Consider the following 24,674-nt stretch of genomic DNA (forward strand, 5'->3'; position numbering starts at 1 on the left):
TCTCGCGCACCTGATGTAGCTGGATGAGCTGCGGTGTCGTACGCAGTATCAGGCGCGACGAAACAAGGGAACGAGCCCCCGTGCGATCAGAGGACCAAGCTAAAGATGCGCCGAGGCCGGACCGGGATTGATCATCTTGACGAATGCGTCAAGAAACCGGCCGGCCATGGTTTCGTATCCATCGCTTGATGGGTCATGTGTAACCCCTGCGCTCCTTGCTGTCGCGCCTGCCGAAGGGTGGCTGACGGGTGCGGTCGAGGGGGACCCCTCCCTTTGGGATAGGGTGCGGTGCCTGACGGGATTCCGGGCTTTGGAAAGTTGCACGAAAAAACCCCGCCCGGTCGCACGGGCGGGGTTTTCCGTAGTCTTGCGGATGATCCGGGCGCGTCAGCCCTTCTTCAGGCAGCGGCTTCCCAGGACCTCGGCGATCTGCACGGCGTTCAGCGCGGCGCCCTTGCGGAGGTTGTCGGAAACGCACCACAGAGAGATGCCGTTGTCGACCGTCGAATCCTGACGGATGCGGCTGATGTAGGTGGCATAGTCACCCACGCATTCGACCGGGGTGATGTAGCCGCCGGCCTCGCGCTTGTCGACGACCAGAACGCCCGGCGCCTCGCGCAGGATGTCCTGCGCCTCCTGCCAGTCGAGCGGTTCCTCGAATTCGATGTTGATCGCTTCGGAATGGCCGACGAACACGGGCACGCGCACGCAGGTGGCGGTGACCTTGATCGCAGGGTCGAGGATCTTTTTCGTCTCGGCCACCATCTTCCATTCTTCCTTGGTCGATCCATCGTCAAGGAAGACGTCGATATGCGGGATCACGTTGAAGGCGATCTGCTTTGGGTAAACCTTGGGTTCAACCTCTTGGCCGGGAACGAACAGGCCCTTGGTCTGGTTCCAAAGTTCGTCCATCGCCTCTTTGCCGGTGCCGGACACGGATTGATAGGTGGCCACGACCACGCGCTTGATCCGGGCGCGGTCATGCAGCGGCTTCAACGCCACCACCATCTGCGCGGTCGAGCAGTTCGGGTTCGCGATGATGTTCTTGTTCTTGTAGTTCACGACCGCGTCGGCGTTCACTTCCGGAACGATCAGCGGGATGTCCGGGTCGTAGCGGTAAAGCGACGAGTTGTCGATCACGACACAGCCCTGCGATGCCGCCTTGGGCGCATAGACCTTGGTTGCGTCCGAACCGATGGCAAAGAACGCGATGTCCCAGCCAGTGAAATCGAAGGTTTCAAGGTCTTTGGTCTTCAGGGTCTTGTCACCGAAGCTGACCTCGGTGCCCAGCGATTTGCGCGACGCCAGCGCCACGATCTCATCCACCGGAAACTCGCGTTCGGCGAGAATGTTGAGCATTTCCTTGCCCACGTTGCCCGTGGCACCAACCACGGCGACCCTGTAGCCCATCGGACCCTCCATTGTGTCGAAAGACGCCGCCGTTTAACGCAAGGCGGTTGGCGGGGGAAGAGGCATGCGCCGCGATGCGGCAAGCGCACGCGCTTCATTCAGCTTTGCGGCGAATGCGCCACGGTCGAAATCGGGCTTTCCGGCGGAATCGTGCCGGAATCGCGGGTAGTAGGCACGATCGAGCCAGGTCATGAAGGCCGCCCGCAGGCCAGGATCGAAGCCAAGCGAGTCGGGTGCGGCGAAAAGGCGGTTCAGCTTCACCTGGCTTTCGGCCGGATGAACCAGCCCCGGAAGGGCAAAGAAGGCACGGCCCAGGGTGATCACGGGCTTGTCGTGAAAGAAGCTTTGCAGTCCCATCGAGGAATTCAGCGTGACCACCCCCCGCGCCGCGGCGATCTGGGCGAAACTGTCGGACGCGTTGTCAAGCTGAACACGCCCGGTGGCCAGCAGGGGGGCGATCATCGCGGCAAGCGACGCCTTGGCACTGGGATGTTCCTTAAGGCGCAGGTGCCAGCCCTCCGGAAGCTGCCCTGCCGCCTCATGCAGTGCAGCCAGAAATCCGGCCATACCGCCGCACCATCCGGAAAAAAGCGTGACCTGACTGTCATCGGGCACCTGCAATGGACAGAACAGGAACGGAGTCTCGGGCAATTCGCCTTTTCCCTGTCCGACGTCCGAACGGCGCGAGGTGCGGGCGGTCAGGTTCTCGCCTAGCGTGCGCCATCCTTCGCCGCGGCGGTCCGGATCGGCGGCGGCCCAGGCACGGAAAAACGCAGGGTCCTGCGGCACGCTGCCTTCTGCGTTCACCCCGGCGGGATCGAGCGTGATGCGTCCGGGCAAGGGCGCGAGTTCGGCATGCAACGTTGCCGCCCCCGCATCCCGCGCCCCGGCAAGAAAGGCCATCCGGCTGCCGGTTAGCCCGTTCCAGGCCACGGCGATCCGGTCGGGATGCCGCGTGAAATGCGCCCGCGCCCAGTTGTATTGCCCGCGGATCAACTGACGTTTCAGCCAGCGGACAGGCGCGCCCTTCGGCTGCCGTTTGGCCCGCGCCAACGCGGCATCGACACGCGCGGAGGTTTCAGGCCAGTCGCGGAACGAAAGACGCGGCAGCGCCAGCCGCTTTCCGCCACCGGCCACCTCGGCCAGCGCGGCGAACAGTGCCTCTTTCCGGGCGTTCCATTCGGCGGGGTAAACGATCATGCCCGGCAGATTACGCGGCGGCCCGTTCAAGCGGAAGGATCAATCCGTCCGGTCCCGAGAAAGCAGGTAGATCAGGCATCCCACCAGCATCGAAAGACCGAAGAACAGGAAAAGCGCTTGATAGGGCGCCTCGGGCGGAACAGGCTCTGTTGCCGCATGAATCCGCCCCGTGATGACCTGCGCCACGCCGATGGAGCCGATTCCGAACAAGTTCAGAAGCGTGACCCCCCGCCCCACCAGATGCGGCGGAAAGAAAGCCCGGCCATGCGCCATGATCATCGGGAAGGACGCGCCGAACAGCCCCACCGCCGCCAGCATCGCGGCCGAAACCCACGGCCCCGGCGTCGGGAAGGCCCACATCGCAAGAATCGCCGTCGCGCACAGAGCGTTGCCCCAGAAGATCAGCCATTTCCGGGTGCCGAGAACCCGGTCAAGCGGTCCGTAGGCGAAGTTCCCGACAACCATCGCCATCCCCATGATAAGCGTCACCTGCCCGATCTGGCTGGTCGCCGCCCCATAGACATCGGCGTAATACGGCCCGGCCCACAGCCCCCGCAGACCCGCCGAGGGCATGTAGTTGACCGTCATCATCGCAAGGATCGGCCAGATCGCGGGCATCTTCAGGATGTCGATCAGGCTGCCCTCGCCCTTGACGGCCACGCGTTCCGGGTCGCGCACCAGAAGGCCGATCACGCCGGCCACGATCAGTGTCGTCACCGCAAGGCCGACCATCGTGGCGCGCCAGCCGAAGGCCTCGACCGTCCAGGCCAGCGGCAGAGATCCGGCGATGTTGCCAAGCGATCCTATGCCGATCGTGGCGCCCGCCAGCGTCCCGAAGACGGCGGGTGAAAACTGCCGGGCAAAGATGTAGTAGCTTGCCATCAGGATCGGTGAACAGCCGATGCCGATCAGCCCCATGGCAACCTTGATGTGAAACGCGCCGGTGGCCATCGCGAACAGGGCAGCACCCCCTGCGCCACCGATGGCGAACAGCGTCACCGCCGTTCGTCGCGGGCCGATCCTGTCGAGTGCCCAGCCGACGGGGATCTGCATCGCGGCGAAGGTCAGGAACCACATTCCCGAGGCATCGGCCAGTTCCTCGGCCGTCACGCCCAGTTCAGCCTGAAGGACAGGCACCATCACCGCAAGAAACGCGCGGTAGAACTGGGACAGGACATAGGCCAGGATCAAGGCGGCAATGCCAAGGCGCATGGGTCATCCTTTCGCGAAAGGTGCCGCATCCAGACATTGCACGCCGGGGGATTTCAAGGCCTGATGGGAAAAACCCGTGTGGAGGTGCAAGATGCGGAACCCGATTCCCTTGGTGCTGGCCACTTGCCTTGGCCTTTCCGGGCCGGCTGTTGCGAATGACGGCTTCGGGGGCCTGTCCTCCACCGGGCTGACCTTCGGGCAGACGGACGCCATCGCGATGGTCGAGGAGGATCTATTCATCGGGCTTGATGCCGTGCGCGTCGATTACCTGTTCCGCAACATCACCGGCAGCGACATCACCGGCGAGATCATCTTTCCGCTGCCTCCGATCCATGTCGGCGGCCTGATGCTGTCGGATTGGAACCTGCCCGATGATCTGCTCGGCGAGAATCTTGTGGGATTCACGGCGACGGTGGACGGCGCGCCGGTCAGGGTTTCGGTCGACCGGCAGGCCGTGATCGAGCCGCCTTGGGAAGAACGCGGACCGGCCTCTGCCGCCTATGATGCGCCCGGCCGCGACGTGACGGCCGATCTGCAACGCCTGGGCGTGCCGCTGACGGTGGAGCCGACGGTGGCCGTTGCCGCGCTGAAGGCGATGCCTTCGGCCACACGCGCCCGGATCGCTGCCGAGGGTCTGGCCGAATTCTACCCCTCGGCCGAAAACCCGGATGAGATCTATCCTGCCTGGTCCATCGTGCTGCGCTATCACTGGACGCAGACCTTTCCAGCCGGGGCCGACCTGCGGATCAGCCATTCCTACGATCACCTGCCGCCGGGGGGCATCTTCGTCTGGCAGGACCCGCCAAAGGATGACTATCTGCGCCAGATCGCGGATCGCTACTGCGTCGATGCCTCGACCTCGCGCGGGATAGCCCGGCGTCTGGCGGGCGGGTCGAGCGGCGATGGCTATTTCACCGGCATGGCTTGGAACATCGACTATGTACTGCGCACCGCGAACAGCTGGGCCGGGCCGATCGGGCGGTTCCGCCTGACGCTGGACAAGGGTTCGGAACGCAACATCATCTCGCTCTGCGCCACGGGGATCGAAAAGACGGGGCCGACAACCTTTGTCATCGACAAGCGCGATTTCGTGCCCGACCGCGATCTTCAGATCCTGATCGTCTCGCCTTTGGAAAACTGACCGGGTCAGGCGGTCGCCGGTGTGCCCCAGGGCCGTTCGCGCACCGGCAGGTGAACGATGGCCGAAAACGCGCCGACCCCCACGCCGATCCACCAGACCAGCGTGTAATCCCCGGTGATGTCATACATCTTGCCGCCCAGCCAGACGCCGAGGAAGCCGCCGATCTGGTGGCTGAGGAAGACAAAGCCGTAAAGCGTTCCCATGTAGCGCAGCCCGTAGATATGCGCGACAAGGCCCGAGGTCAGCGGCACGGTGGCAAGCCACAGCGCCCCCATGACGGCGGAAAAGATCAGAACGGACGCAGGCGTGATCGGCATCAGGATGAAGACCGCCGCCGCGATGGTGCGCCCGGTGTAGATCAGCGCCAGCAGGTATTTCTTGGTGTATCTTTTGCCCAGCCAGCCCGCCGTGATCGTGCCCGCGATGTTGAACAGCCCCACAAGCGAGATCGAGATCGCGCCAAGTGCCGAAGTTGTGGTGATGCCAAGCCCGGCAAGGATGCTGCCCGCCTCGATCGGGCCGCACAACTCGGTCACGAAGGCGGGGAAATGGGCGGTGATGAAGGCAAGCTGATAGCCGCAGGAAAAGAAGCCCAGGAAGATCAGCGTATAGGACGGATCCTTGAAGGCGCGGATCAGGACGGTGCCCAGGCTTTCCTCAAGCTCGGCCTTGCTGGCCATGCCGGGGGACCGCAGGAAGGGCAGGGCCGCCAGCGAGGCGATGACGATGCCCGCAAAGATCCAGAACACGCCCTGCCAGCTGTTCGATTGCAGCAGCCATTCGGCCAGCGGTGCACCGAACACTTGGCCCGCAGACCCGGCCGCCGTGGCGATGCCAAGCGCCATCGAACGGTTTTCGGCGCTTGCCGCACGCCCCACCACCGCCAGAACCACGCCAAAGCCGGTGCCCGCGATGCCAAAGCCCACCAGCACCGCCCAGACCTGATGCCCAAGGGGTGTGGCCGACATGGCCGTCAGGATCAGACCCGCGGCATAGGTGAAGGCGCCCGCCACGATGGCCCGCCGGTCGCCGAACTTTTCCGCCAGAGCCCCGAACAGGGGTTGGCCGATGCCCCAGGCAAGGTTCTGGATCGCGATCGCCAGCGAGAATTCCGCGCGGGGCCAGCCGAATTCCTCGGCCACCGGGATCTGGAACACTCCGAACGAGGCGCGGACGGCAAAGGACAGCATCAGGATGACGCAGCCCGCGACGAGGACGGGGGTGATCAGGGCGGATCTGGAGTCTGCAGGGGACATGCGCGCGTTCCTTCGGGTCGGCGCAAGGTGATCCTGTGGCGCGGAATGGTCAAGGTGGTGCCGCGATCGCTGGCAACCCCGGCTTGGTGCGAGTTCAGTCGTCTTGCATAGAGCCCCGGTAGCAGCGCCCTTCCCCACGCTGCGCCGCGGCGCTATGGTGGCGCTAACGGGATCAGGGGGCGGACATGGCAGGGGAATGGTGGCGCGGTGCAGTGGTCTATCAGATCTATCCGCGCAGTTTTCAGGACAGCGATGGCGACGGCATCGGCGACCTGAAGGGCATCATCTCCCGTCTGCCGCATGTGTCCGCGCTTGGGGCCGATGCGATCTGGCTGTCGCCGGTGTTCAAAAGCCCGATGGAGGACATGGGCTATGACGTGTCGGATTACACCGACATTGATCCGCTGTTCGGCACGCTGGAGGATTTTGACGCGCTTGTCGCGGCGGCGCATGATCTGGGCCTGAAGGTCATCATCGACCAGGTCCTGAGCCATTCGTCCAGCCAGCATCCGTTCTTTGCCGAAAGCCGGCGAAGCCGCACCAACCCGAAGGCCGACTGGTACGTCTGGGCCGATCCGCGCCCCGATGGCAGCCCGCCGAACAACTGGCTTTCGGTCTTTGGCGGGTCGGCCTGGGAATGGGACAGCCGCCGCCGGCAGTACTATCTGCACAACTTCCTGCCCAGCCAGCCGGATTTCAACTTTCACAACCCCGATGTGCAGGACTGGCTTCTGGGCGTCATGCGGTTCTGGCTGGATCGCGGCGTGGACGGCTTCCGCCTTGATACGGTGAACTTCTATTTCCACGACAGGCTGTTGCGCGACAATGGCCCGGAAGACCGCGAGGAAAACATCCCTGCCGTCAATCCCTATGACATGCAGGACCACGCCTTTTCCAAGACCCGGCCCGAGAACATCGGGTTTCTGGAACGGATGCGGGCGCTGACCGACGAATACGAAGGCCGGATGCTGGTGGGCGAGGTGGGCGAAGGCCCATCGCGCGCGCTCCGCGTGATGGCGGATTACACCGCGCCGGGGCGGCTTCACACGGCCTACAGCTTTGACATGCTGGGGCCGAAGTTCACCCCCGCCCATTTCCGCAGCCGGATCGAGGGGTTCTTTACCGCCGCGCCCGAAGGCTGGCCGATGTGGGCCTTTTCCAACCATGACGTGATCCGCCACGTTACCCGATGGGCCGATCACGGCGCGCCCGATGCGGTGGCAAGGCAGGCCGCAGCCCTTCTGTTGTCGCTGCAGGGGTCCGTCTGTCTGTATCAGGCCGAGGAACTGGGCCAGACGGAAACCGAGATGGAGTTTCACGAACTGACCGATCCACCCGGCATCCGCTTCTGGCCCGATTACAAGGGCCGCGATGGCTGCCGGACGCCGATGGTCTGGGATGAGACGGGGCACGGCGGGTTCACCACGGGAAAACCTTGGCTGCCGGTCAAGCCGCTGCAGGCCGCGCGCCATGTGGCCGGGCAGGAAGGGCGGGCCGGTTCGGTGCTGGAGTTCTATCGCGGGATGCTGGCGTTCCGCCGGGCGCAGACGGCGTTGCGGGGGGGCGGCAGCCGGTTTGCAGACCTGCCCGAACCTCTGCTGGCCTTCGTGCGGGGCGAGGGCGCGGGGGCGATCACCTGCATCTTCAACCTGTCCGCCGCGCCGGTCGTGGTCAGCGCCTCAGGGGCGATGACGGGCCCGTCACAGGCCGCAACGCCGGGGGATGGGCGCATCGCGCTTGGCCCGAACGGCTTTGCCTTTCTGGAAGGCGCGCAGGTTGTGACGGTCTGACTATGGTTCCAGCGGTTCCCACAGGACACCCGCCGCAGGCAGGGTGCGCCCCGCAAAAGTGACGGGTTCGGGGTTGTAGTTGAACCAGAACCGGGTGGTGGCCGTGTCACGGCGGCGCAACCCTTCGGGCAGGGGTTCGACAGGGATACCCGCCCGCCCGCAAAGGTCCGACAGCATCCGGTCAAGCGCGGCATCGTCTGGCCAGCCCGCCAGATACCGCATCCCGCCCGTCCCGATCAGCGCAGGCCAGCCATCGGCCGTTGTTTCGGCCACATCCGCTGCCTCGCATTTCTCGCGCCAGAAGGTGAAGGCCCCGCCCCCGGTCAGCGGCACCGGCAGGTCGGGCGGCAGGCTTTCCACCCGGGCGACCGTGCAGGCCAGACCCGGCAGGTTCGGCGGCAGCGGTACCGGAATGGCGAGGGTTTCTGTCTTGGAATTGCTGCGCGGGCCGATCAGGGAAACGCCCTTATACGTCTCCAATGCCGCCAGAAACGGCTTTGACAGGGTCGCGGTACCGGGCGCCAGAACCATCCGCCAGGGCGACAGATCCGCCGTGTCCGGGCGGATGATGTCAATGTTCAGGCCAAGGCGGCGCAGCCCCTTGTAGAGGTGGAACACAAGGCGGAAATAGTCGAAGTCACGCCCCTGCGGCTGTGTGGCCCATGCCCATGCGCTGGCATAGTCGAACACCAGCGCCACCGGTGCTGCTGCCGGTTCCACATCGTCCATTCCGGCCAGTTCGCCCGCGACCTGGGCTGCCTCATGAAAGGCGGGGGCGGGGGCGCTGTCGGGGCGCAAAAGGCCCGCGTGCATCTGTTCCTGCGCGAAGGGGGCCTGACGCCAGCGGAAATAGCAGACCGCCTCGGCCCCGTGGGCAAAGGCCTCCCACGCCCAAAGTCGCGCCATCCCCGGCAATGGATCGGGGTTGTGCGGCGCCCAGTTCACCGGGCCGGGCTGCTGTTCCATGATCCACCAGCGGCCACGACCGACGGCGCGGTAAAGATCGTGATGAAAGGCCTGAAAATCCGGATCGCCCTGACGGGCAAAGCGGCGCTTGTGTTCTGCCGGGGCTTCCAGCCTGTCGGACAGGAACCCCAGCGGATAGGCATCCCATGACGCGATGTCGAGATCGGCCCCCACCGCGAAATGATCGAAATCGGTGATCCGGCCCATGTAGTTGTGCGCGATCGGCGCATCGGAATGGCGGCGGATGATGTCGGTCTGCACGCGGTTGAAACGCGCGACCTGATCGGAACTGAACCGGCGGAAATCCATCCAGTGGGCGGGGTTCGCCTCGGTCACGGTCAAGTTGGGCAGGTCAATCTCGTCGAAACTGGCATAGTCCATCGACCAGAACACATTGCCCCAGGCGCGGTTCAGCGCTTCGGGGCTTTGATAGCGCTGCGCGAGCCAGTCACGGAAGGCGCGGCGCGCGGCATCGGAATAGGACAGAACGGTATCGTGGCAGGCGTATTCATTGTCCGTCTGCCAGGCGGCGACATGCGGGCTGCGGCCATAGCGTTCCGCCAGAAGCGTCACTATTCTTGCGCTTTCGGCGTTGTAGCCGTCATGTGAAAAGCAGTAGTGGCGGCGCGAACCGAAGCCGCGCGTGCGCCCGTGCACATCGACGGCCAACATGTCGGGGTGGCGCGCCAGCATCCAGCGCGGGGGCGTCGCAGTGGGGGTGCCCAGAACCACCTTCAGGCCCGCCGCGCCCAGTGTTCCGATCGCCCGGTCCAGCCAATCCCATTCCATCCGGCCCGGTTCCGGCTCCATCCGTGACCAGGCGAATTCGCCGACCCGCACCCATGTCAGGCCGATATCGGCCATCCGGGCGGCATCTTCGGCCCATTGCGTCTCGGGCCAGTGTTCGGGATAGTAACAGACGCCAAGCGTTCGTTTCAGGCTCACAGGATCACCCGGTGTTCGGTCTGGCCGCGCGCCACGGCAGCGGCGGCAAAGGTCTTGCCCGCGTCGGGGAAACGGGCGCGGTCCCCGGCGCCCATCCCCTGAAGGGCCGTGGTGCAGAAAAGCGTGCCGTCCGGCCCGAAAGCCGGGCACGAGGTATGCGGCGCGTCGAAGGAAACGCTGCGCACGCGGGACCCGTCGGGTGCATAGGCGGCCACCCGCGCCGCGCCCCATTCGGCGATCCAGATCAGGCCATCGGCATCGACGACCGCACCATCCGGGTTCAGCCCTTCGCCGGACAGGTCCAGAAAGACCTGCGGTTGACCCGCGGGCCAGCCCTCGGCATCCAGCGGCACGCGCATCACGCGGGCCGTGACGGTATCGGTGAAATGCGCCGTCCTGCCATCGGGTGCGAAACAGATCGCGTTCGAGATGGTGATGCCCGGATAAAGCCGCCGCAGCGTGCCCCGATACCAGCGCCAGATCGCGCCAAGACCAGGCTCGGCGTTCTTGCCCATCGTCCCGATCCAGAATCCGCCCTGCGGATCGGCGCGCCCGTCGTTCGACCGCGTCCGTCTGTCTTCGGCGTCCAGCGCGCAGAGGTCGCGCCGCGCAGCTGTGGCCGGATCGAAGTGGAACAGAGACGTTTCCGACGCGATCAGCAGGCTTTCGTCATCGACCCATCCGGCGGCCGAGACCATTTCGGCAAAGTCCCACTGCCCGGTCCCGTCCGGCCCGCGCGACAGCATCCTGCGGTTCACGATGTCGAACCAGAACAGGGCATCCCGTCCGGGATGCCACAGCGGGCCTTCGCCAAGCGTGCAGGGCCGGTCGTCAAAGATCATGTCGATGCCCCGAGGGCCGCATCATGGGCGGCGACGATCGCACGCGCCTTTTCGGCGGTTTCAGTGACGTTTTGTCCCGGAAGGTAAAGCGCCGTGCCGATGCCGAAGCCGTCCGCCCCGGCCTTGATCCAGGCGCCGAAATTTGCAGGCCCCGCGCCACCCACGGCAAAGACGCGCGTTCCTTTCGGTAGAACGGCGCGGATCGCCTTCAACCCCTCGGGTCCGATCAGGCTGCCGGGAAACAGCTTCAGCCCGTCGGCGCCTGCATTCAGCGCGGTGAAACATTCCGTCGGCGTCATCACGCCCGGCCAGCTTTGCAGGCCGCGCGCCTTCGTGGCCGCGATCACGGCGGGGTCGCAGTTCGGCGACACGATGAGCCGGCCCCCGGCATCGGCCACCTCGGCCACGTCCCTTTCGGTCAGGACGGTTCCGGCCCCGATCAGCGCATGGTCGCCAAGCCGGTTCGCCATCGCCTGGATCGAATGCATCGGATGGGGTGAATTCAGCGGAACCTCGATCATCGTGATCCCGGCGTCGATCAGCGCCTCGGCCACGGCGGCGGCGTCGGGCGGGGTGATGCCGCGAAGGATCGCGATCAGCGGGCGGTGTTTCATGCGGGCACCTTTCCTGCGGCTGCGGCAAGCCCGGCGACCACAGCCGCCGATCCGGCCAGATGGCGGGCCGGAACCCCCTGCATGGCCAGCGCCTCGGCATAGGCCGATGTCAGCGGATCAGCCCCGATCAGCGCCACTTCCTGCCCCAGCCAATAGGGCCGGGATGCGGCAAGCTCGATCCCGATCAGCAGGCCCGACAGGCGGGCGCGCGCCGCATCGCCGCCCAGACCGGCGATCAGGCTTTCGGCGCGGATTGTGAACAGCCGTGCGGCAATGCGTTCGGGCCGCGACAGCGCATCGGAAACCGCCTCGGCGAAAGCCGCCGGGTCCCATCCGCCACCGGTCATCGCGTGGCGCAGGACAGACGATTCCGACAAGAGCGCGAACAGCTCCCCGGTCATGAAGGTCTGAAAGCCGACGACCTCGCCCGCCGAAACCCGCACCCATTTGGAATGGGTTCCGGGCAGGCACAGGACGCCGTCGAACTGCGGCCAGAGTGTCAGGGCCCCGGCGATCTGGGTTTCCTCGCCGCGCATCACATCCGCCGGTTTCGCCTGTTTCAGTCCCGGGACAAGCCGGACATCAAGCCGCCCGTCCCGTGTGGGTACGGCGACAAGCGCGGCCGGGTCCATCGGCGCGCAGGGCACGGCGCGATAGGGCGCCTCCATCCAGCCCTGACGGCTGCCCACCATCCCGCAGGCGATGACAGGGGTGCGGCGCCCGTCTTCCAGCCAGCCCTCGACCAGCCGCAAGAGGGCGGGCTCATACGCTTCGCGCGCAAGGCTGCCCATCCCGTCATCCGAGGTCACTTCGGCAAGGATGCCTTCGGGGCCCATTGCATAGGCCCGCAGGTGCGATGTGCCCCAGTCTACGGCGATCCAGTCGGGTCGGGTCATCCTGTCACCACCACGCCACCGTCGATCACCAGCGCCTGCCCCGTCATCGCGCGCGACGCGTTCGAGGCAAGGAACAGGCAGCCGCCGACGATATCCGCGGGTTCCAGCGGGTCGGGGATGCATTGGCGATCCAGATGCGCCTTCAGGCCTTCGGGGGTCACCCATTTGTCCTTCTGCTTTTGCGTCAGCACCCAGCCGGGGGCGAGGGCGTTGACGCGGATCCGGTTCGGTCCGAATTCGCGCGCAAGGCTGCGCGTCATGCCGTTGATCCCGGAATTGGCGGTCGTATAGACGGGATAGCCTGCGTTCCCCATCATGTAGCTGATCGACGAGAAGTTGACGATGCTTCCCCCGCCCGCGGCCTGCATTCCGGGGATCGCCGCCTTGGCGGCAAAGAAATAGGCCTTGAGGTTGATCGCGATCGACCAGTCCCAGAAGGATTCGTCGGTCTCAAGCGTCTTGTGCCGCTGGTCGTTGGCGGCGTTGTTGACCAGAACCGTCACCGGGCCGTGGGCCTTGGCCGCAGCGGCGATGGCCCCTTCCAGCGCCCCGATGTCGGTGATGTCGCATGGCAGGAACAGGGGCCGGTTTCCGGTGGCCTTTTCCATGGCGTCACAGAAGGCGCTGCCATCCGACCGCTGGACAAAGGCCACCTTCGCCCCCTGCCGCAGGAAACCTTCGGTCAGCGCCGCGCCGATGCCCGAGCCGCCGCCGGTGATGAAGACAGAGGCGCCCTTCAGATCGGGAAAGGTGGGAAGTTCGGTCATTCTGTCCTTCGTCATGGCAGGCGGGTTCCTTCGACGACCCAGAGCGTTCCGGGCCAGGCCACGGGCAGCAACAGCCCCTGCGCCATCAGTGCCCGACCGGTCAGGGTCAGCATAGCGGATTTCAGGGCGTTCGGCCCGCGCGATTGCGGCGGGGCATCCGCCGGATTGCTGAGTTCAACGCGATAGCGCGCATCGGGTTCCAGCCCGGTCAGCCGCAGCGGGCGGGGCAGGATCTGCGCGCCCGCCTCGGCCTGGCCCGCCGTCACGACGAAGCGCGCGCCATCGCGGGCCAGTTGCATTTCGGCGATCACCGCCGGGTCATCGCTGTCCAACCGCAGGATATCGGCCGTCATCAGCCAGGCGCGGTTGTCCTTCCACCAGGCGGTGACCGCGTGCAGTGTCGCGGCCTCGTCCTCGGTCAGTTCGCGCAGGTCCATCTCGAACCCCATGTGCCGCTGTGCGGCGACGCGGGCGCGGAACGACATCGGCAGGACCCTGCCGGATGTGTGGGATTTCCGGGGTCCGACGTGGCTTCCGGTGACGGCGGCGGGCAGGAACAGGGCAGCGTCGTGCTGCATCCTGAGCCGCTCCAGCGCGTCGTTCGAATCCGACAGCCAGACGCGATGCGTCCGCGCGAGGATGCCCGCGTCGATCCGTCCGCCGCCCGATGCGCAGCTTTCGATCTCGACCGCCGGATGGGCGGCACGCAGCCTGTCCAGCAGGTCATAGGTGCCACGGGTCTGGGCGGCATCCACCACCGGCAAAAGCCGGTTGTGATCCCATTTGATGTAGTCGATCGGGTATTCCGTCAGGATCGCCGAGGTGGCCGCGAAAAGATGGTCGCGCACTGCCGAATTGGCCATGTCCAGCACCATCTGGTTGCGCCCCGTCACCTGATCGGCGGGGCCAAGCATCCAGTCGGGGTGGGCGCGCATCAGGTCGCTGTCGGGGTTCACCATTTCGGGTTCGAACCAAAGGCCGAATGTCATGCCCAGCCGATGCACATGGGTGATCAGCGGGTGCAGCCCGTCGGGCCATTTCCGCCGATCGACGACCCAGTCGCCCAACGAGGACGTGTCATCGTCGCGCCGCCCGAACCATCCGTCATCCAGAACGAACCTCTCGGCCCCGATCTCTGCGGCCCGGTCGGCGATGGCGGCAAGGTTGGCAAGGTTGTGATCGAAATAGATCGCCTCCCAGCAGTTGTAATGCACCGGGCGCGGGCGTGTGGGATCGGGCCACCCGATCACGCGGTCAAGGATGTCGCGCTGAAACGCGGTGCCGATTCCGTTCAGTCCCGCATCGGAAAAGGCCGCGATCAGGGGGGCGGTTTCAAACCGGGTGCCGGGTCGGGTTTCGGCCCCCGCCGCATGGCCGAACTGGATCTGGCGGCGGCCGTCCGGCAATTCCTCGGCCACCATCCGATGCCCGCCGGACCATGCGTAATGCAGCGCGTGGGCCGTGCCCCGCGTGTTCAGGCAGCCCCGTTCGGGAAAGATCGCATAGGGTGGGTGTTCGTGGCCGGACCGGCCAGTGCGCGCCTCGCGCAGGCGGATGCCGGGTGTCCAGCTTACGCGGTTCAACCGGAACTCGCCGATCCAGCGGCCCGAAAGGTCGATCATCTCGTCCGCGGATTGCGGGGCGGGCAGCACGGGGGCGGCGAGCCATGCCACGCGCACGGGCGCCTCGCTTTCCAGTCGGGCCATCAGCAGGAACACGTCGCCCGCCGCTTCGATCCGGTGGATCAGGCGCAGGCCCGGCGCGGTGGAAATGAAGCTGATCGCGTGGCCTGCCTCTTCGGCGTGGGTCAGGGTGAAGGCGGGGTGCAGCGGGCTGCCATCTGCCGCCGAAAGCACCAGCCCCGGCTGCCCCTGAAAGGCCCGACCTGATTCCGGGCAAAGCGACAGCGCGGGAAGCCGGTCGATCATCCCTCCGGTCAGGTCGTTCAGGCTGGCAGCGGCGATCTGCGCCAGATCCTCGGCCTCTGGCAGGCGCGGCCCCCAGTAGACGACCGAAGGGATGCCGCCCTCCGATGCCAGAACCATCGTCTGGCCCCCCGCGTCCGCGCGCCATTCCATCACTTGACGGCCCCCAGCGTCAGCCCGGCGATGAAATGCCGCTGCATCAGGAAGAACATCAGGACGGGCGGCAACGCGGCCAGGATCGAGCCTGCCGAGACCAGGTGCCACTGCGCGATCCACTGCCCGTTGAGTGAGGACAGGCCCGCCGTGATCGGCTGTGTCTCGGCGCTGGTGGTCAGCACCGTCGCCCAGAAGAAATCGTTCCAGATGAAGGTGAAGATCAGCACCGAAAGGGCGGCGATGGCGGGCCGCATCAGGGGCAGCACCACGAACCAGAAGATCCGCCATTCCGACACGCCTTCGACGCGCGCGGCCTCGATCAACTCGAAGGGAAGCGCCTTGATGAAATTGCGCATGAAGAGCGTGCAGAACCCGGTCTGGAAGGCGATGTGGAACAGGGCAAGCCCGTACCAGGTATTGTACATCCCAAGGTTCAGCGTCAGGTCGCGGACAGGTACCATCAGGATCTGGAAGGGCACGAAGTTGCCCGCCACGAACATGAAGAACACCAGAAGGTTCGAACGGAACCGGTAGACCGCCAGCGCAAAGCCCGTCATGCAGGACAGCGCCACCGCGCCGATCACCGTGGGGATCGTGACCTTGAAGGAATTCAGCATGTAGCCCGCGATGGGGGATTTGGTGAAGACCTCGGCATAGTTCGAGAAGGCCACCGACGAGGGCCAGCCGAAATAGTTGCCCTGCGCCAGATCCGACGCCGGGCGCACCGACGTCAGCGCGACCCCCAGAAGCGGCAAGAGCCACAGGATAAGGGCAACCGGCACGGCCACCTTGTACAGGGTCTGGGCGGCGGGCGATGTCTGCTGGATCGGTCTGGGGAACATCGGCTTACCTCTCGGTCTCGTCGCGCCACATCTTCCAGATGAAGCCCGAGATGAAGACCATCATGATCGCGAACAGAACCACCGCGATCGCCGCGCCATAGCCCATGCGATAGCCGTATTCCGACAGCGCCTGTTCGTACATGTAAAAGGACAGCACCCGCGACGATCCGAAAGGCCCGCCGTCGGTCATGATCGACACAAGGTCGAACGACCGTAGCGCGCCGATCACGGTGACGACGACGGCGATAAAGGTGGCCGGACGCAGTTGCGGAAGGATGACATACCACAGCATCCGCCAGCCCTTTGCGCCATCCAGCCGGGCGGCCTCGACCTGGTCGGGGGCGACGTTGTTCAGGCCGGTCAGATAGAGGATCATCACATAGGCGATCTGCGGCCAGAGGCCCGCGGCGATGATGCCATAGGTGACAAAGCGGTCTTCAGCCAGGATCGCGATGCCCTGACCGGTGAAAACTTCGATCAGTTTGTAGAACAGGCCGAAATCCGGCGCATAGAACCACGAGAACATCAGCCCCACGACGACCTGGCTGATGACGAAGGGAAAGAAGAACAGCGATTTGTAGATGCGGATGCCGGTAATCGTCTGGTTGAGGAAGATCGCGATCAGCAATCCGGCGGGCACGGCCAGCATGTACAGGACAAGCCAGATGACGTTGTTCTTCAGCGATGTGTAGAAGGCATCGTCGTCGAACAGTTCGACATAATTCGCGGTTCCGATCCAGCGCGCCTCGCCCAGACCGTCCCAGTCATAGAGCGAGATCCACATGCTTTCGAAAATCGGCCCGATCACATAGACCGCGAACATCAGCAGTCCGGGGGCGAGGAAAAGCCAGGGGGCCAGCTTGCGCTGGTTCGCTTTCCAGAAGGCGGTCATGGGATGTCCCTGGGGCTGGCGCGCTTGGGTGGAAAGGGGCGGCCTGATCCGGCCGCCCCGCTGTCAGATCACTGATAGACCCGCTGGCGGACCTTTTCGAGCCGCTCGAGGATCGCGTCCAGGTTTTCCGGCTTAACCATGAACTCCTGGAACCCTTCCATGCCGGCCTTGGCCATTTCGGCCGGGGCGTCGCGGTCGAAGAACTGCGCGATGCCGCCTTCGGCGGTCGACAGCATCTGGAAGCCCGCGACGAGGAACGGATCTTCGGTGTTCACCGAGGCGTTCTTGTTCACCGGAAGCTGGCCCTGCGCCGCGTTCCACTTGGTCTGCGCTTCGGGCGATGCCATGAAGGCCAGGAACTTCTTGGCGTCGTCGACGTTCTTGGCACCGGCCGGGATGTGGATCGTGTCGGTCGGCGCCTCTTCGGCGCGCGGAATGCCCGGGGTGATTTCCGGGAACACCATGAAGCCGAGGTTGTCGTTCGTCATCCCGCCTTCCTTGAAGACGCCGACGGCGAAGTTGCCCATCACATAGTTTGCGGCCTTGCCCTGCACCAGAAGCGCCGCCGCATCCTGCCAGTCGATCGCGGCATGGTTCTTGGTGATGAAGGGCTGGATGCGTGCCCACTGCGCAAACACGTCGCGCACCTTCTGGTCGGTCCATTCCACCTTTCCGGCGGTCAGGTCCATGTGCCACTCATAGCCGTTGGTGCGCAGCGACATATAGTCGAAGATCCCCGCCCCAGGCCAAAGCGCCTTGGTCCCGGTGGTCAGGCAGTCGATCCCGGCGGCGGCGAATTTTTCGCAGTTGGCCACGAATTGGTCATAGGTCATGCCGTCGGCGGGCAGGTCCACGCCCGCGGCCGCATAGGCATCGCGGTTATAGTAGATGCCCCACTGATAGTAGGTGTAGGGGATGCCCCACTGCTTGCCGTCGATCGTCATCGAGGCCTTGGCCGAAGCCAGGCTGTCAGACAGCCCGTTGGCTTCCCAGACATCCGAAACGTCCATGAACTGCCCGGCATTGACGAAGGGCGCCATGCGGTTGCCCGCGTACCAGTTGGCAAGATCGGGCGCATCCGCAGTCAGGAAGTTGCGGATCGCCGTCTTGTAGCCTTCGTGGTCGAAGTTGTTCAGCACGACGTCGATGTCGGGATTCGCTGCTTCGAAATCGGCGATCAGCGCCTCCATCGCGGCCAGCGGAATCGGGTCGTAATCGGCATTGTAGGTCAGCGTGCGCTTTTCCTGCGCCAAGGCCGAGGTCGACAGAAGAAGCGCCGCCCCCAGGGCCAGCGCGCCCGCTTTCTTATGGACCATGGTTTCCTCCCTTAGGTTCCATTATTTGAAACTTAGTCTTGAATATTGAAAACTATGTCGGCTAATGATTATTCTGTCAACAGGCGCGCAAGGGGGCGGATGCATGACCGAACAGGGGCCGGGCGACGGCACGGTGGGCAAGGCGCTGGATGTTCTGGACATGGTCGCCATGTCCGGGCGGCCGGTGCGTTTCACCGAACTTCTGGCCTCGTCGCCCTATCCGAAGGCGACGCTCTACCGCTTTCTGCAGACCCTGACCAATCAGGGCATGCTGGCCTATGACGCCGACCGGCAGGCCTATTCGCTGGGTGTGCGGCTGGTCCGTCTGGCCCATGCGGCATGGTCGCAATCCTCCCTGGCGCCGATTGCAAGGCCCTGGATTGATGCGCTTTCCGCCGAAATCGGCGAAACGATCCACCTTGCACAGATGGATCAGGGGCAGGTCCTTTATGTTGACAAGCGCAACGCCGCCCGCCCGGTCGAGATGTTCAGCCAGGCGGGCAAGGTCGGCCCGGCCTATTGCACCGGCGTGGGCAAGGCGATGCTGGCCTTCATGGAGCAGGATGCGCTTGAACAGGCGCTGCAACGCCAGTCGTTCCACCGCTTCACGGCGCATACGCTTGCCAGCCGGGATGCGCTGCTGGACGAATTGCAGGCGATCCGGCTGCGCGGCCACGCCTATGACCGCGAGGAACACGAACCGGGAATCATCTGCGTGGCGCTGCCGATCCTGACCCGGTCGGGGCGGGTGATCGGGGCGCTTTCGGTCACCTCGACGGTCAACCGGACAAGCCTTGAGGGCCTTGACCGACTGGTGCCGCGAATCCGGGAAACGGCGGTCGCCATCGCCGCCGAGGCGGAAAGCTGGCGGTTTCCCGAACAGGACAAGACATAACGACGACTCAGGGGAGGATTGGCCATGTCGGGCGTGACGCTTGACCGGGTGACAAAGAGATTCGGCGAGGCGCAGGTGATCCACGGGGTCGACCTGACGATCGAGCATGGGGAATTCTGCGTTTTTGTCGGGCCTTCGGGCTGCGGCAAGTCCACGCTTCTGCGGATGGTCGCGGGGCTTGAGGAAACATCGGACGGCACGATCCGCATCGGGGCGCGCGATGTCACGCAGGTCGATCCGTCGGAACGGGGGGTGGCGATGGTGTTCCAGACCTACGCGCTTTACCCGCACATGACCGTGGCCGAAAACATGGGCTTTGGCCTGAAGATGACAGGCCATCCCAAGACCGAGATCGACCGCAAGGTGGCCGAGGCCGCGCGCATCCTGAGGCTTGATTCGCTTCTGGCGCGCAAGCCCAAGGCACTGTCGGGCGGTCAGCGGCAGCGGGTCGCCATTGGCCGGGCCATCGTGCGCGGCCCCGAGGTGTTCCTGTTCGACGAACCCCTGTCGAACCTCGATGCCGAACTGCGGGTCGAGATGCGGGTGGAAATCGCACGGCTGCACAAGGAAATCGGGGCGACGATGATCTACGTCACCCACGACCAGGTCGAGGCGATGACGCTTGCCGACAAGATCGTGGTGCTGCGATCCGGTCGGGTGGAACAGGTGGGCCGCCCGCTGGATCTTTACCGCGATCCCGATAACCGGTTCGTTGCCGGGTTCATCGGCAGCCCGTCGATGAACTTCCTGGAAGGAACCGTCGAAAAGGCCGGGCGCGTCCTGGTGCCGGGTCTGGCAAGCAGCATCGACACCGGGGCGGCGCTTCCCGGCGCCGGGGCGCAGGTGGTTGCCGGGATACGCCCGCAGAACCTGCGGCTGGTCGAAGGGGCCACGCACCGGGTGGAGATGACCGAGGCACTGGGTGGCGTTTCCTTCGTGCATCTGACAGGGCCGGGGGGCGAAAAGATCGTCGTCGAGGCGCGCGGCGATGTGCTGGCCGAGGGCGGAACGATGACCGGACTGGCCTTCGACGATGCCGATGCGCTGTTCTTTGCTGCGGACGAGGCTGGTCGCCGCCTGCGCTGAGCCTGCGGGCGATCAGCCTTCGCCGGCAGGTCGCGATCCGGGCGCGGACGACGGATTCGCGCCCAGATGCCGGGTACCCCGGCGTTCGGCCAGTTCCATCTGGCGCATCCGTTCGCGGAACCGCGCGCGATCGGCGTCGCTGTATTCACCGGCGCAGCGATGGCATTGCACGCCTTCCTCGTATTCGGGCCGGGCGCGGTCTTCGGCCGAAAGCGGCCTGCGGCAGGCGTGGCAACTGCCGTAATCGCCCGGCTTCAACCCGTGCCCTACCGAAACCCGACCGTCGAACACATAGCACTGACCGTGCCAGAGGCTTCCGGTTTCGGGGACGTCCTCAAGATACTTCAGGATGCCGCCCTTGAGGTGATAGACCTCGGACACGCCCTGTTGCAGCAGGAAGTTCGTCGATTTCTCGCACCGGATGCCGCCGGTGCAGAACATGGCGATCCGCTTGTTGTGGAACCGTTCCCTGTTCTGCTCCCACCAGGCGGGGAATTCGCGGAAACTGCGCGTTCCGGGATCGACGGCGCCTTCGAAAGTGCCGATGGCGACCTCGTAATCGTTCCGGGTGTCGATCACGGCCACATCCGGCGACGAGATCAGCGCGTTCCATTCGGCTGGCGGGACGTAATGGCCGACACGGGCGCGCGGGTCGATATCGGGCTGGCCCATCGTCACGATCTCGCGCTTCAGCTTCACCTTCATCCGTCCGAAGGGCATGGCGTCGGCGTGGCTTTCCTTGTGTTCGAGGTCCGAACAGCCCGGAAGCGCGCGGATGCGCGCCAGCACCGCTTCGATCCCGGCGCGCGGGCCGGCGATGGTGCCGTTGATCCCCTCGCGCGCCAGCAGCAGCGACCCCCGGATCCCTTCCGCATCGCACAGGTCCTGCAACCCGGTGCGCAGCGCGGCGGGATCGTCGAGGCGGGTGAAGTGGTATAGCGCGGCGATGGTGATCATGGCTGTGCCATAGGCCAAGGGCCGTCGTGGCACAAGGCGCGCGTTGACCGCCACGCCCGCCCGGCCTACCAAGGGAGAAACCGGAAAGGAGCCTGCCCATGCGGCCAGAAACCGAAGCCCTGATCATGATCGACGTGCAGAACGATTTCTGCCCCGGCGGCGCGCTGGCCGTGGCCGGTGGCGACCAGATCGTTCCCGGCATCAACGACCTGATGGGACAGTTCGCGGTGAAGGTGCTGACGCAGGACTGGCACCCGGCCGATCATGCCAGTTTCGCGGCCAATCACCCCGGCGCCGCGCCCTTCAGCCTGACCGACATGCCCTATGGCCCCCAGGTCCTGTGGCCCACCCATTGCGTGCAGGGCAGCGACGGTGCGGCCTTTCATCCTGGGCTGCGGACCGATCCGGCCGACCTGATCATCCGCAAGGGCTTTCGCACCGGGATCGACAGCTATTCCGCCTTCTTCGAAAACGACCGCGTCACGCCGACCGGGCTGGAAGGCTACCTGAAATCGCGGGGTGCGACACGGCTTGTGCTGTGCGGGCTGGCTACGGATTTCTGCGTCGCCTATTCGGCGCTGGATGCGGCGCGGCTGGGTTTTGCGGTGACGGTGCGGATGGACCTGTGCCGCGCCATCGACCTTGACGGGTCGCTGGCCGCCGCCCGCGACCAGATGCTTGCGGCAGGCGTCACCCTGGCCTGATCGCCGCCCCTCGGGCTTGCAACTGCGGCGTCTCCCGCCGTAAGCAGGACCATCCAACGCCGGAGGCCGTCATGGTCGATATCGCCACACGTGTGCATAATCACAACTGGAAGATCGACCCGATCGTCCGGTCTCTGATCGACACGGATTTCTACAAGCTGCTGATGTGCCAGTCGATCTTCCGCAACAAGCCGGATACGACCGTCGAATTCAGCCTGATCAACCGGACAAAGGCCGTTCGGCTGGCTGATCTGATTGACGAAGGCGAATTGCGCGAACAACTGGATCATGTGCGCAGCCTGTCGCTGAGCCGGGGGGAAAGCACCTGGCTGCGCGGGAACACCTTCTACGGCAAGCGCCAGATGTTCCGCCCGGATTTCATGGAGTGGTTCGAAAACCTGCGCCTGCCGCCCTACCACCTGGAAAAGCGTGACGGCCAGTACGAACTGACCTTCGAGGGCAAGTGGCCCGAGGTCATGCTGTGGGAAATTCCCGCCCTTGCCGTGCTGATGGAATTGCGCAGCCGCGCCGTCCTGAAGGGCATGGGCAAGTTCGAACTGCAGGTGCTCTACGCCCGCGCGATGACCCGCGTCTGGGAAAAGATCGAACGCCTGCGCGAAATCGATACGCTGAAGCTTGCGGATTTCGGCACCCGGCGGCGGCATGGCTTCCTTTGGCAGGACTGGTGCGTCCAGGCGCTTCAGGAGGGTCTGGGCGACAAGTTCATCGGCACCTCCAATTGTCGGATCGCGATGAAACGCGATATCGAGGCGATCGGAACCAATGCCCATGAACTGCCGATGGTCTACTCCGCGCTGGCCGATACCGACGAAGAGCTGGCACAGGCGCCCTATCAGGTTCTGGCCGACTGGCATGAGGAACATGACGGTAACCTGCGCATCATCCTGCCCGATACCTACGGCACCGAAGGGTTCCTGCGGAACGCGCCCGACTGGCTGACCACCTGGACGGGCATCCGCATCGACAGCGGCGACCCCGTGGTCGGTGCCGAAATCGCGATCCGCTGGTGGAAGGATCGCGGCGAGGATCCGACGAAAAAGCTTGTGATCTTTTCCGATGGTCTGGACGTGGACAAGATCGAGGAACTGCACAAGCGCTTTGCCGGGCGCGTCCGGGTGTCCTTTGGCTGGGGCACGATGCTGACGAACGATTTCCGCGGGCTGGCGGGCGACCGGCTCAATCCGTTCAGCCTTGTCTGCAAGGCGGTCAGCGCGAACGGGCGGCCGACGGTAAAGCTTTCCGACAACCCGTCCAAGGCGATGGGACCGGCAGACGAGGTGACGCGCTACAAGCGTGTCTTCGGTGTCGGAGAGCAGACCGCGATGGAAGTCACCGTCTGAGGTCAGCCCAGCAGATTCAGGCCGAAGAAGACCACGGCGGCCAGTACCGCGGTCGCCGGAACGGTGACAACCCAAGCGGCGGCGATGGTCAGGAAATGCGCGCGCCGCACCAGTTTGCGGCGGCGGCGTTCATCCGGCGCCACAGGCTTGCCCTTCTGCAGGCCAAGCTGACGCGCACGGCGTTCCGCGTGCCATTCGCGATAGAACCCGACGCCAAAGACCGCCCCCACGGCGATGTGGGTGGATGAGACGGGCAGGCCCAGCCAGGATGCCACGATCACCGTGATCGCGGCGGACAACGCGACGCAATAGGCGCGCATCGGGTTGAGCTTGGTGATCTCCTGCCCGACCATGCGGATCAGCTTGGGCCCGTAGAGAACCAGCCCGAACGAGATGCCCGCCGCCCCGATCAGCATCACCCAGAGCGGAATGGATACCTTCGCCGCGGTTTCTCCGTCCTCGACGGCGTGAACGATGGCCGCCAGAGGGCCAACGGCATTGGCCACGTCGTTCGCGCCATGCGCAAAGGACAGCAGTGCCGCCGAAACCACCAGCGGGATGCCAAACAGTTTCTTCAGCGATTTCTTGCGGTTCTCCATCCCTTCGGACTGTCGGCGAATGACAGGGCGCATCGCAAACGACGTGAAGACTCCGACACCCAGGCCGATCAGGACAGCCGTGCCAAGACCGATCGGAAAGATCTTGCGCAGGCCTTTCAGCGCCAGGTAGGCGGCGAAGGCACCGGCCATGATCCCGATTAGGATCGGAACCCACAGACGGGCCGCGGCGATCTTGTCTTCGACGTCGTTGATCCGGGCCTTGATGAACGCAAGGAACAGTGCGGCGATCACGCCCCCAAGCAACGGCGAGATGACCCAGCTTGCCGCGATCTGGCCCATTGTGGGCCAGGCCACCGCGCCGAACCCGGCGGCGGCGATCCCCGCACCCATCACGCCCCCGACGATCGAATGCGTCGTCGACACCGGTGCGCCAAGCCAGGTCGCGAGGTTCAGCCAGAGGGCGGCTGCCAGCAGGGCAGCCATCATCGCCCAGATGAAGGTGGACCTTTCGGCTACCGCATCGGGCGACACGATGCCGCCCGAGATCGTGGAAACCACATCGCCCCCGGCGATCAGGGCGCCCGCGGTTTCGAAAACCGCTGCGATGATCAGCGCGCCCCCCAGCGTCAGGGCGTTCGCGCCGACGGCCGGGCCCATGTTGTTGGCCACGTCATTCGCGCCGATGTTCAGCGCCATGTAGGCACCGAAGGCGGCTGCGGCGACGATGATCATGCTGTTCGACGCGCCGCCTGCGGCAATCATCGCGACGAGGGCTGCGCCCACGATGAAGACCATCGCTATTCCCAGGGCGATCATCGGCCGGCCGACGAACTGCGTCGCCTGTTCCAGTTGCACGATGCGCGACAGGTCCTTGTCGAGTGTCTTGAAGCGGTTGATCGGGGTGGGATCTGTCGACGACATGTCGGAGCCTCGGCGGATTC

At 65.1% G+C, this 24,674-nt stretch carries 21 protein-coding genes; 6 read left to right on the top strand and 15 right to left on the bottom strand.

Going from position 1 to position 24,674, the window contains the following annotated elements; genetic code table 11:
• Positions 1-387: 387 nt before the first annotated feature.
• Genes E7811_RS08505 through E7811_RS08515 form a run of 3 tightly spaced genes read right to left on the bottom strand, consistent with a single transcriptional unit; the run spans position 388 to position 3,822 of the window.
• Positions 388-1,410: an aspartate-semialdehyde dehydrogenase gene (locus E7811_RS08505; RefSeq protein ID WP_136394085.1), complete on the bottom strand. Its 1,023-nt coding sequence runs from the start codon at positions 1,408-1,410 to the stop codon at positions 388-390.
• Positions 1,411-1,443: 33 nt separating this feature from the next.
• Positions 1,444-2,610: a capsular polysaccharide export protein, LipB/KpsS family gene (locus E7811_RS08510; RefSeq protein WP_136394086.1), complete on the bottom strand. Its 1,167-nt coding sequence runs from the start codon at positions 2,608-2,610 to the stop codon at positions 1,444-1,446.
• Between the two features lie 39 nt (positions 2,611-2,649).
• Entirely contained in the window at positions 2,650-3,822 is a 1,173-nt protein-coding gene (locus E7811_RS08515; protein WP_136394087.1) for an MFS transporter, read from the bottom strand.
• A gap of 91 nt (positions 3,823-3,913) precedes the next feature.
• On the opposite strand from E7811_RS08515, the gene E7811_RS08520 reads away from it, so the two are divergent.
• Positions 3,914-4,963 carry a DUF4424 family protein gene (locus E7811_RS08520; protein WP_136394088.1) on the top strand — a complete coding sequence of 350 codons (1,050 nt, stop codon included), beginning with the start codon at positions 3,914-3,916 and terminating at the stop codon, positions 4,961-4,963.
• Between the two features lie 5 nt (positions 4,964-4,968).
• On the opposite strand, the gene E7811_RS08525 is transcribed toward E7811_RS08520, so the two are convergent.
• Positions 4,969-6,219 (bottom strand): MFS transporter, encoded by a 1,251-nt coding sequence (locus tag E7811_RS08525; protein WP_136394089.1) that lies wholly within the window; start codon positions 6,217-6,219, stop codon positions 4,969-4,971.
• Between the two features lie 185 nt (positions 6,220-6,404).
• Here E7811_RS08525 and E7811_RS08530 point away from each other — a divergent pair, with 185 nt between their 5' ends.
• Positions 6,405-8,009, top strand: coding sequence for an alpha-amylase family glycosyl hydrolase (locus E7811_RS08530; RefSeq protein ID WP_136394090.1), 1,605 nt, complete (start codon positions 6,405-6,407; stop codon positions 8,007-8,009).
• Here E7811_RS08530 and E7811_RS08535 read toward each other — a convergent pair whose 3' ends face one another.
• The 9 genes from E7811_RS08535 to E7811_RS08575 form a co-directional block, all read right to left on the bottom strand.
• Entirely contained in the window at positions 8,010-9,914 is a 1,905-nt protein-coding gene (locus E7811_RS08535; RefSeq protein ID WP_136394288.1) for a beta-galactosidase, read from the bottom strand.
• 2 nt (positions 9,915-9,916) lie between these two features.
• Positions 9,917-10,762 (bottom strand): SMP-30/gluconolactonase/LRE family protein, encoded by an 846-nt coding sequence (locus tag E7811_RS08540; protein WP_136394091.1) that lies wholly within the window; start codon positions 10,760-10,762, stop codon positions 9,917-9,919.
• Positions 10,759-11,376 carry a 2-dehydro-3-deoxy-6-phosphogalactonate aldolase gene (locus E7811_RS08545; protein ID WP_136394092.1) on the bottom strand — a complete coding sequence of 206 codons (618 nt, stop codon included), beginning with the start codon at positions 11,374-11,376 and terminating at the stop codon, positions 10,759-10,761. The genes E7811_RS08540 and E7811_RS08545 overlap by 4 nt, the downstream gene beginning before the upstream one ends.
• Complete coding sequence (locus E7811_RS08550; protein WP_136394093.1) at positions 11,373-12,272, bottom strand: 2-dehydro-3-deoxygalactonokinase; 900 nt, start codon at positions 12,270-12,272, stop codon at positions 11,373-11,375. Before E7811_RS08550 ends, E7811_RS08545 begins: the two co-directional genes overlap by 4 nt.
• A complete protein-coding gene (locus tag E7811_RS08555) occupies positions 12,269-13,039 on the bottom strand; it encodes an SDR family NAD(P)-dependent oxidoreductase (protein WP_136394289.1) in 771 nt (256 codons plus the stop codon). The genes E7811_RS08550 and E7811_RS08555 overlap by 4 nt, the downstream gene beginning before the upstream one ends.
• Before the next feature lie 11 nt (positions 13,040-13,050).
• Complete coding sequence (locus E7811_RS08560) at positions 13,051-15,117, bottom strand: alpha-galactosidase (protein WP_136394094.1); 2,067 nt, start codon at positions 15,115-15,117, stop codon at positions 13,051-13,053.
• Positions 15,117-15,962, bottom strand: coding sequence for a carbohydrate ABC transporter permease (locus tag E7811_RS08565; protein ID WP_136394095.1), 846 nt, complete (start codon positions 15,960-15,962; stop codon positions 15,117-15,119). Before E7811_RS08565 ends, E7811_RS08560 begins: the two co-directional genes overlap by 1 nt.
• A 4-nt stretch (positions 15,963-15,966) precedes the next feature.
• Positions 15,967-16,854, bottom strand: coding sequence for a carbohydrate ABC transporter permease (locus E7811_RS08570; protein WP_136394096.1), 888 nt, complete (start codon positions 16,852-16,854; stop codon positions 15,967-15,969).
• A 68-nt stretch (positions 16,855-16,922) separates the two neighbouring features.
• On the bottom strand, positions 16,923-18,170 hold the full coding sequence (locus E7811_RS08575) for an ABC transporter substrate-binding protein (RefSeq protein ID WP_136394097.1): 1,248 nt from the start codon (positions 18,168-18,170) through the stop codon (positions 16,923-16,925).
• A gap of 103 nt (positions 18,171-18,273) precedes the next feature.
• Between E7811_RS08575 and E7811_RS08580 the strand changes: the two genes are divergently transcribed.
• On the top strand, positions 18,274-19,065 hold the full coding sequence (locus E7811_RS08580) for an IclR family transcriptional regulator (RefSeq protein WP_136394098.1): 792 nt from the start codon (positions 18,274-18,276) through the stop codon (positions 19,063-19,065).
• A gap of 24 nt (positions 19,066-19,089) precedes the next feature.
• Entirely contained in the window at positions 19,090-20,151 is a 1,062-nt protein-coding gene (locus E7811_RS08585; RefSeq protein ID WP_136394099.1) for an ABC transporter ATP-binding protein, read from the top strand.
• Between the two features lie 12 nt (positions 20,152-20,163).
• Here the strand turns inward: E7811_RS08585 and trhO are convergent, their stop codons facing one another.
• Entirely contained in the window at positions 20,164-21,108 is a 945-nt protein-coding gene (gene trhO / locus E7811_RS08590) for an oxygen-dependent tRNA uridine(34) hydroxylase TrhO (RefSeq protein WP_136394100.1), read from the bottom strand.
• Positions 21,109-21,206: 98 nt separating this feature from the next.
• On the opposite strand from trhO, the gene pncA reads away from it, so the two are divergent.
• Together pncA and pncB are read left to right on the top strand one after the other, a co-directional pair.
• A complete protein-coding gene (gene pncA, locus E7811_RS08595; RefSeq protein WP_136394101.1) occupies positions 21,207-21,812 on the top strand; it encodes a bifunctional nicotinamidase/pyrazinamidase in 606 nt (201 codons plus the stop codon).
• A 71-nt stretch (positions 21,813-21,883) separates the two neighbouring features.
• Positions 21,884-23,173, top strand: a complete 1,290-nt coding sequence (pncB, locus tag E7811_RS08600) for a nicotinate phosphoribosyltransferase (protein ID WP_136394102.1) — start codon at positions 21,884-21,886, stop codon at positions 23,171-23,173.
• A gap of 2 nt (positions 23,174-23,175) precedes the next feature.
• On the opposite strand, the gene E7811_RS08605 is transcribed toward pncB, so the two are convergent.
• Positions 23,176-24,654, bottom strand: a complete 1,479-nt coding sequence (locus E7811_RS08605) for an inorganic phosphate transporter (protein ID WP_136394103.1) — start codon at positions 24,652-24,654, stop codon at positions 23,176-23,178.
• Between the last annotated feature and the right edge of the window lie 20 nt (positions 24,655-24,674).

Source organism: Aliigemmobacter aestuarii (assembly GCF_004799285.1).
Lineage (GTDB): Bacteria > Pseudomonadota > Alphaproteobacteria > Rhodobacterales > Rhodobacteraceae > Aliigemmobacter > Aliigemmobacter aestuarii.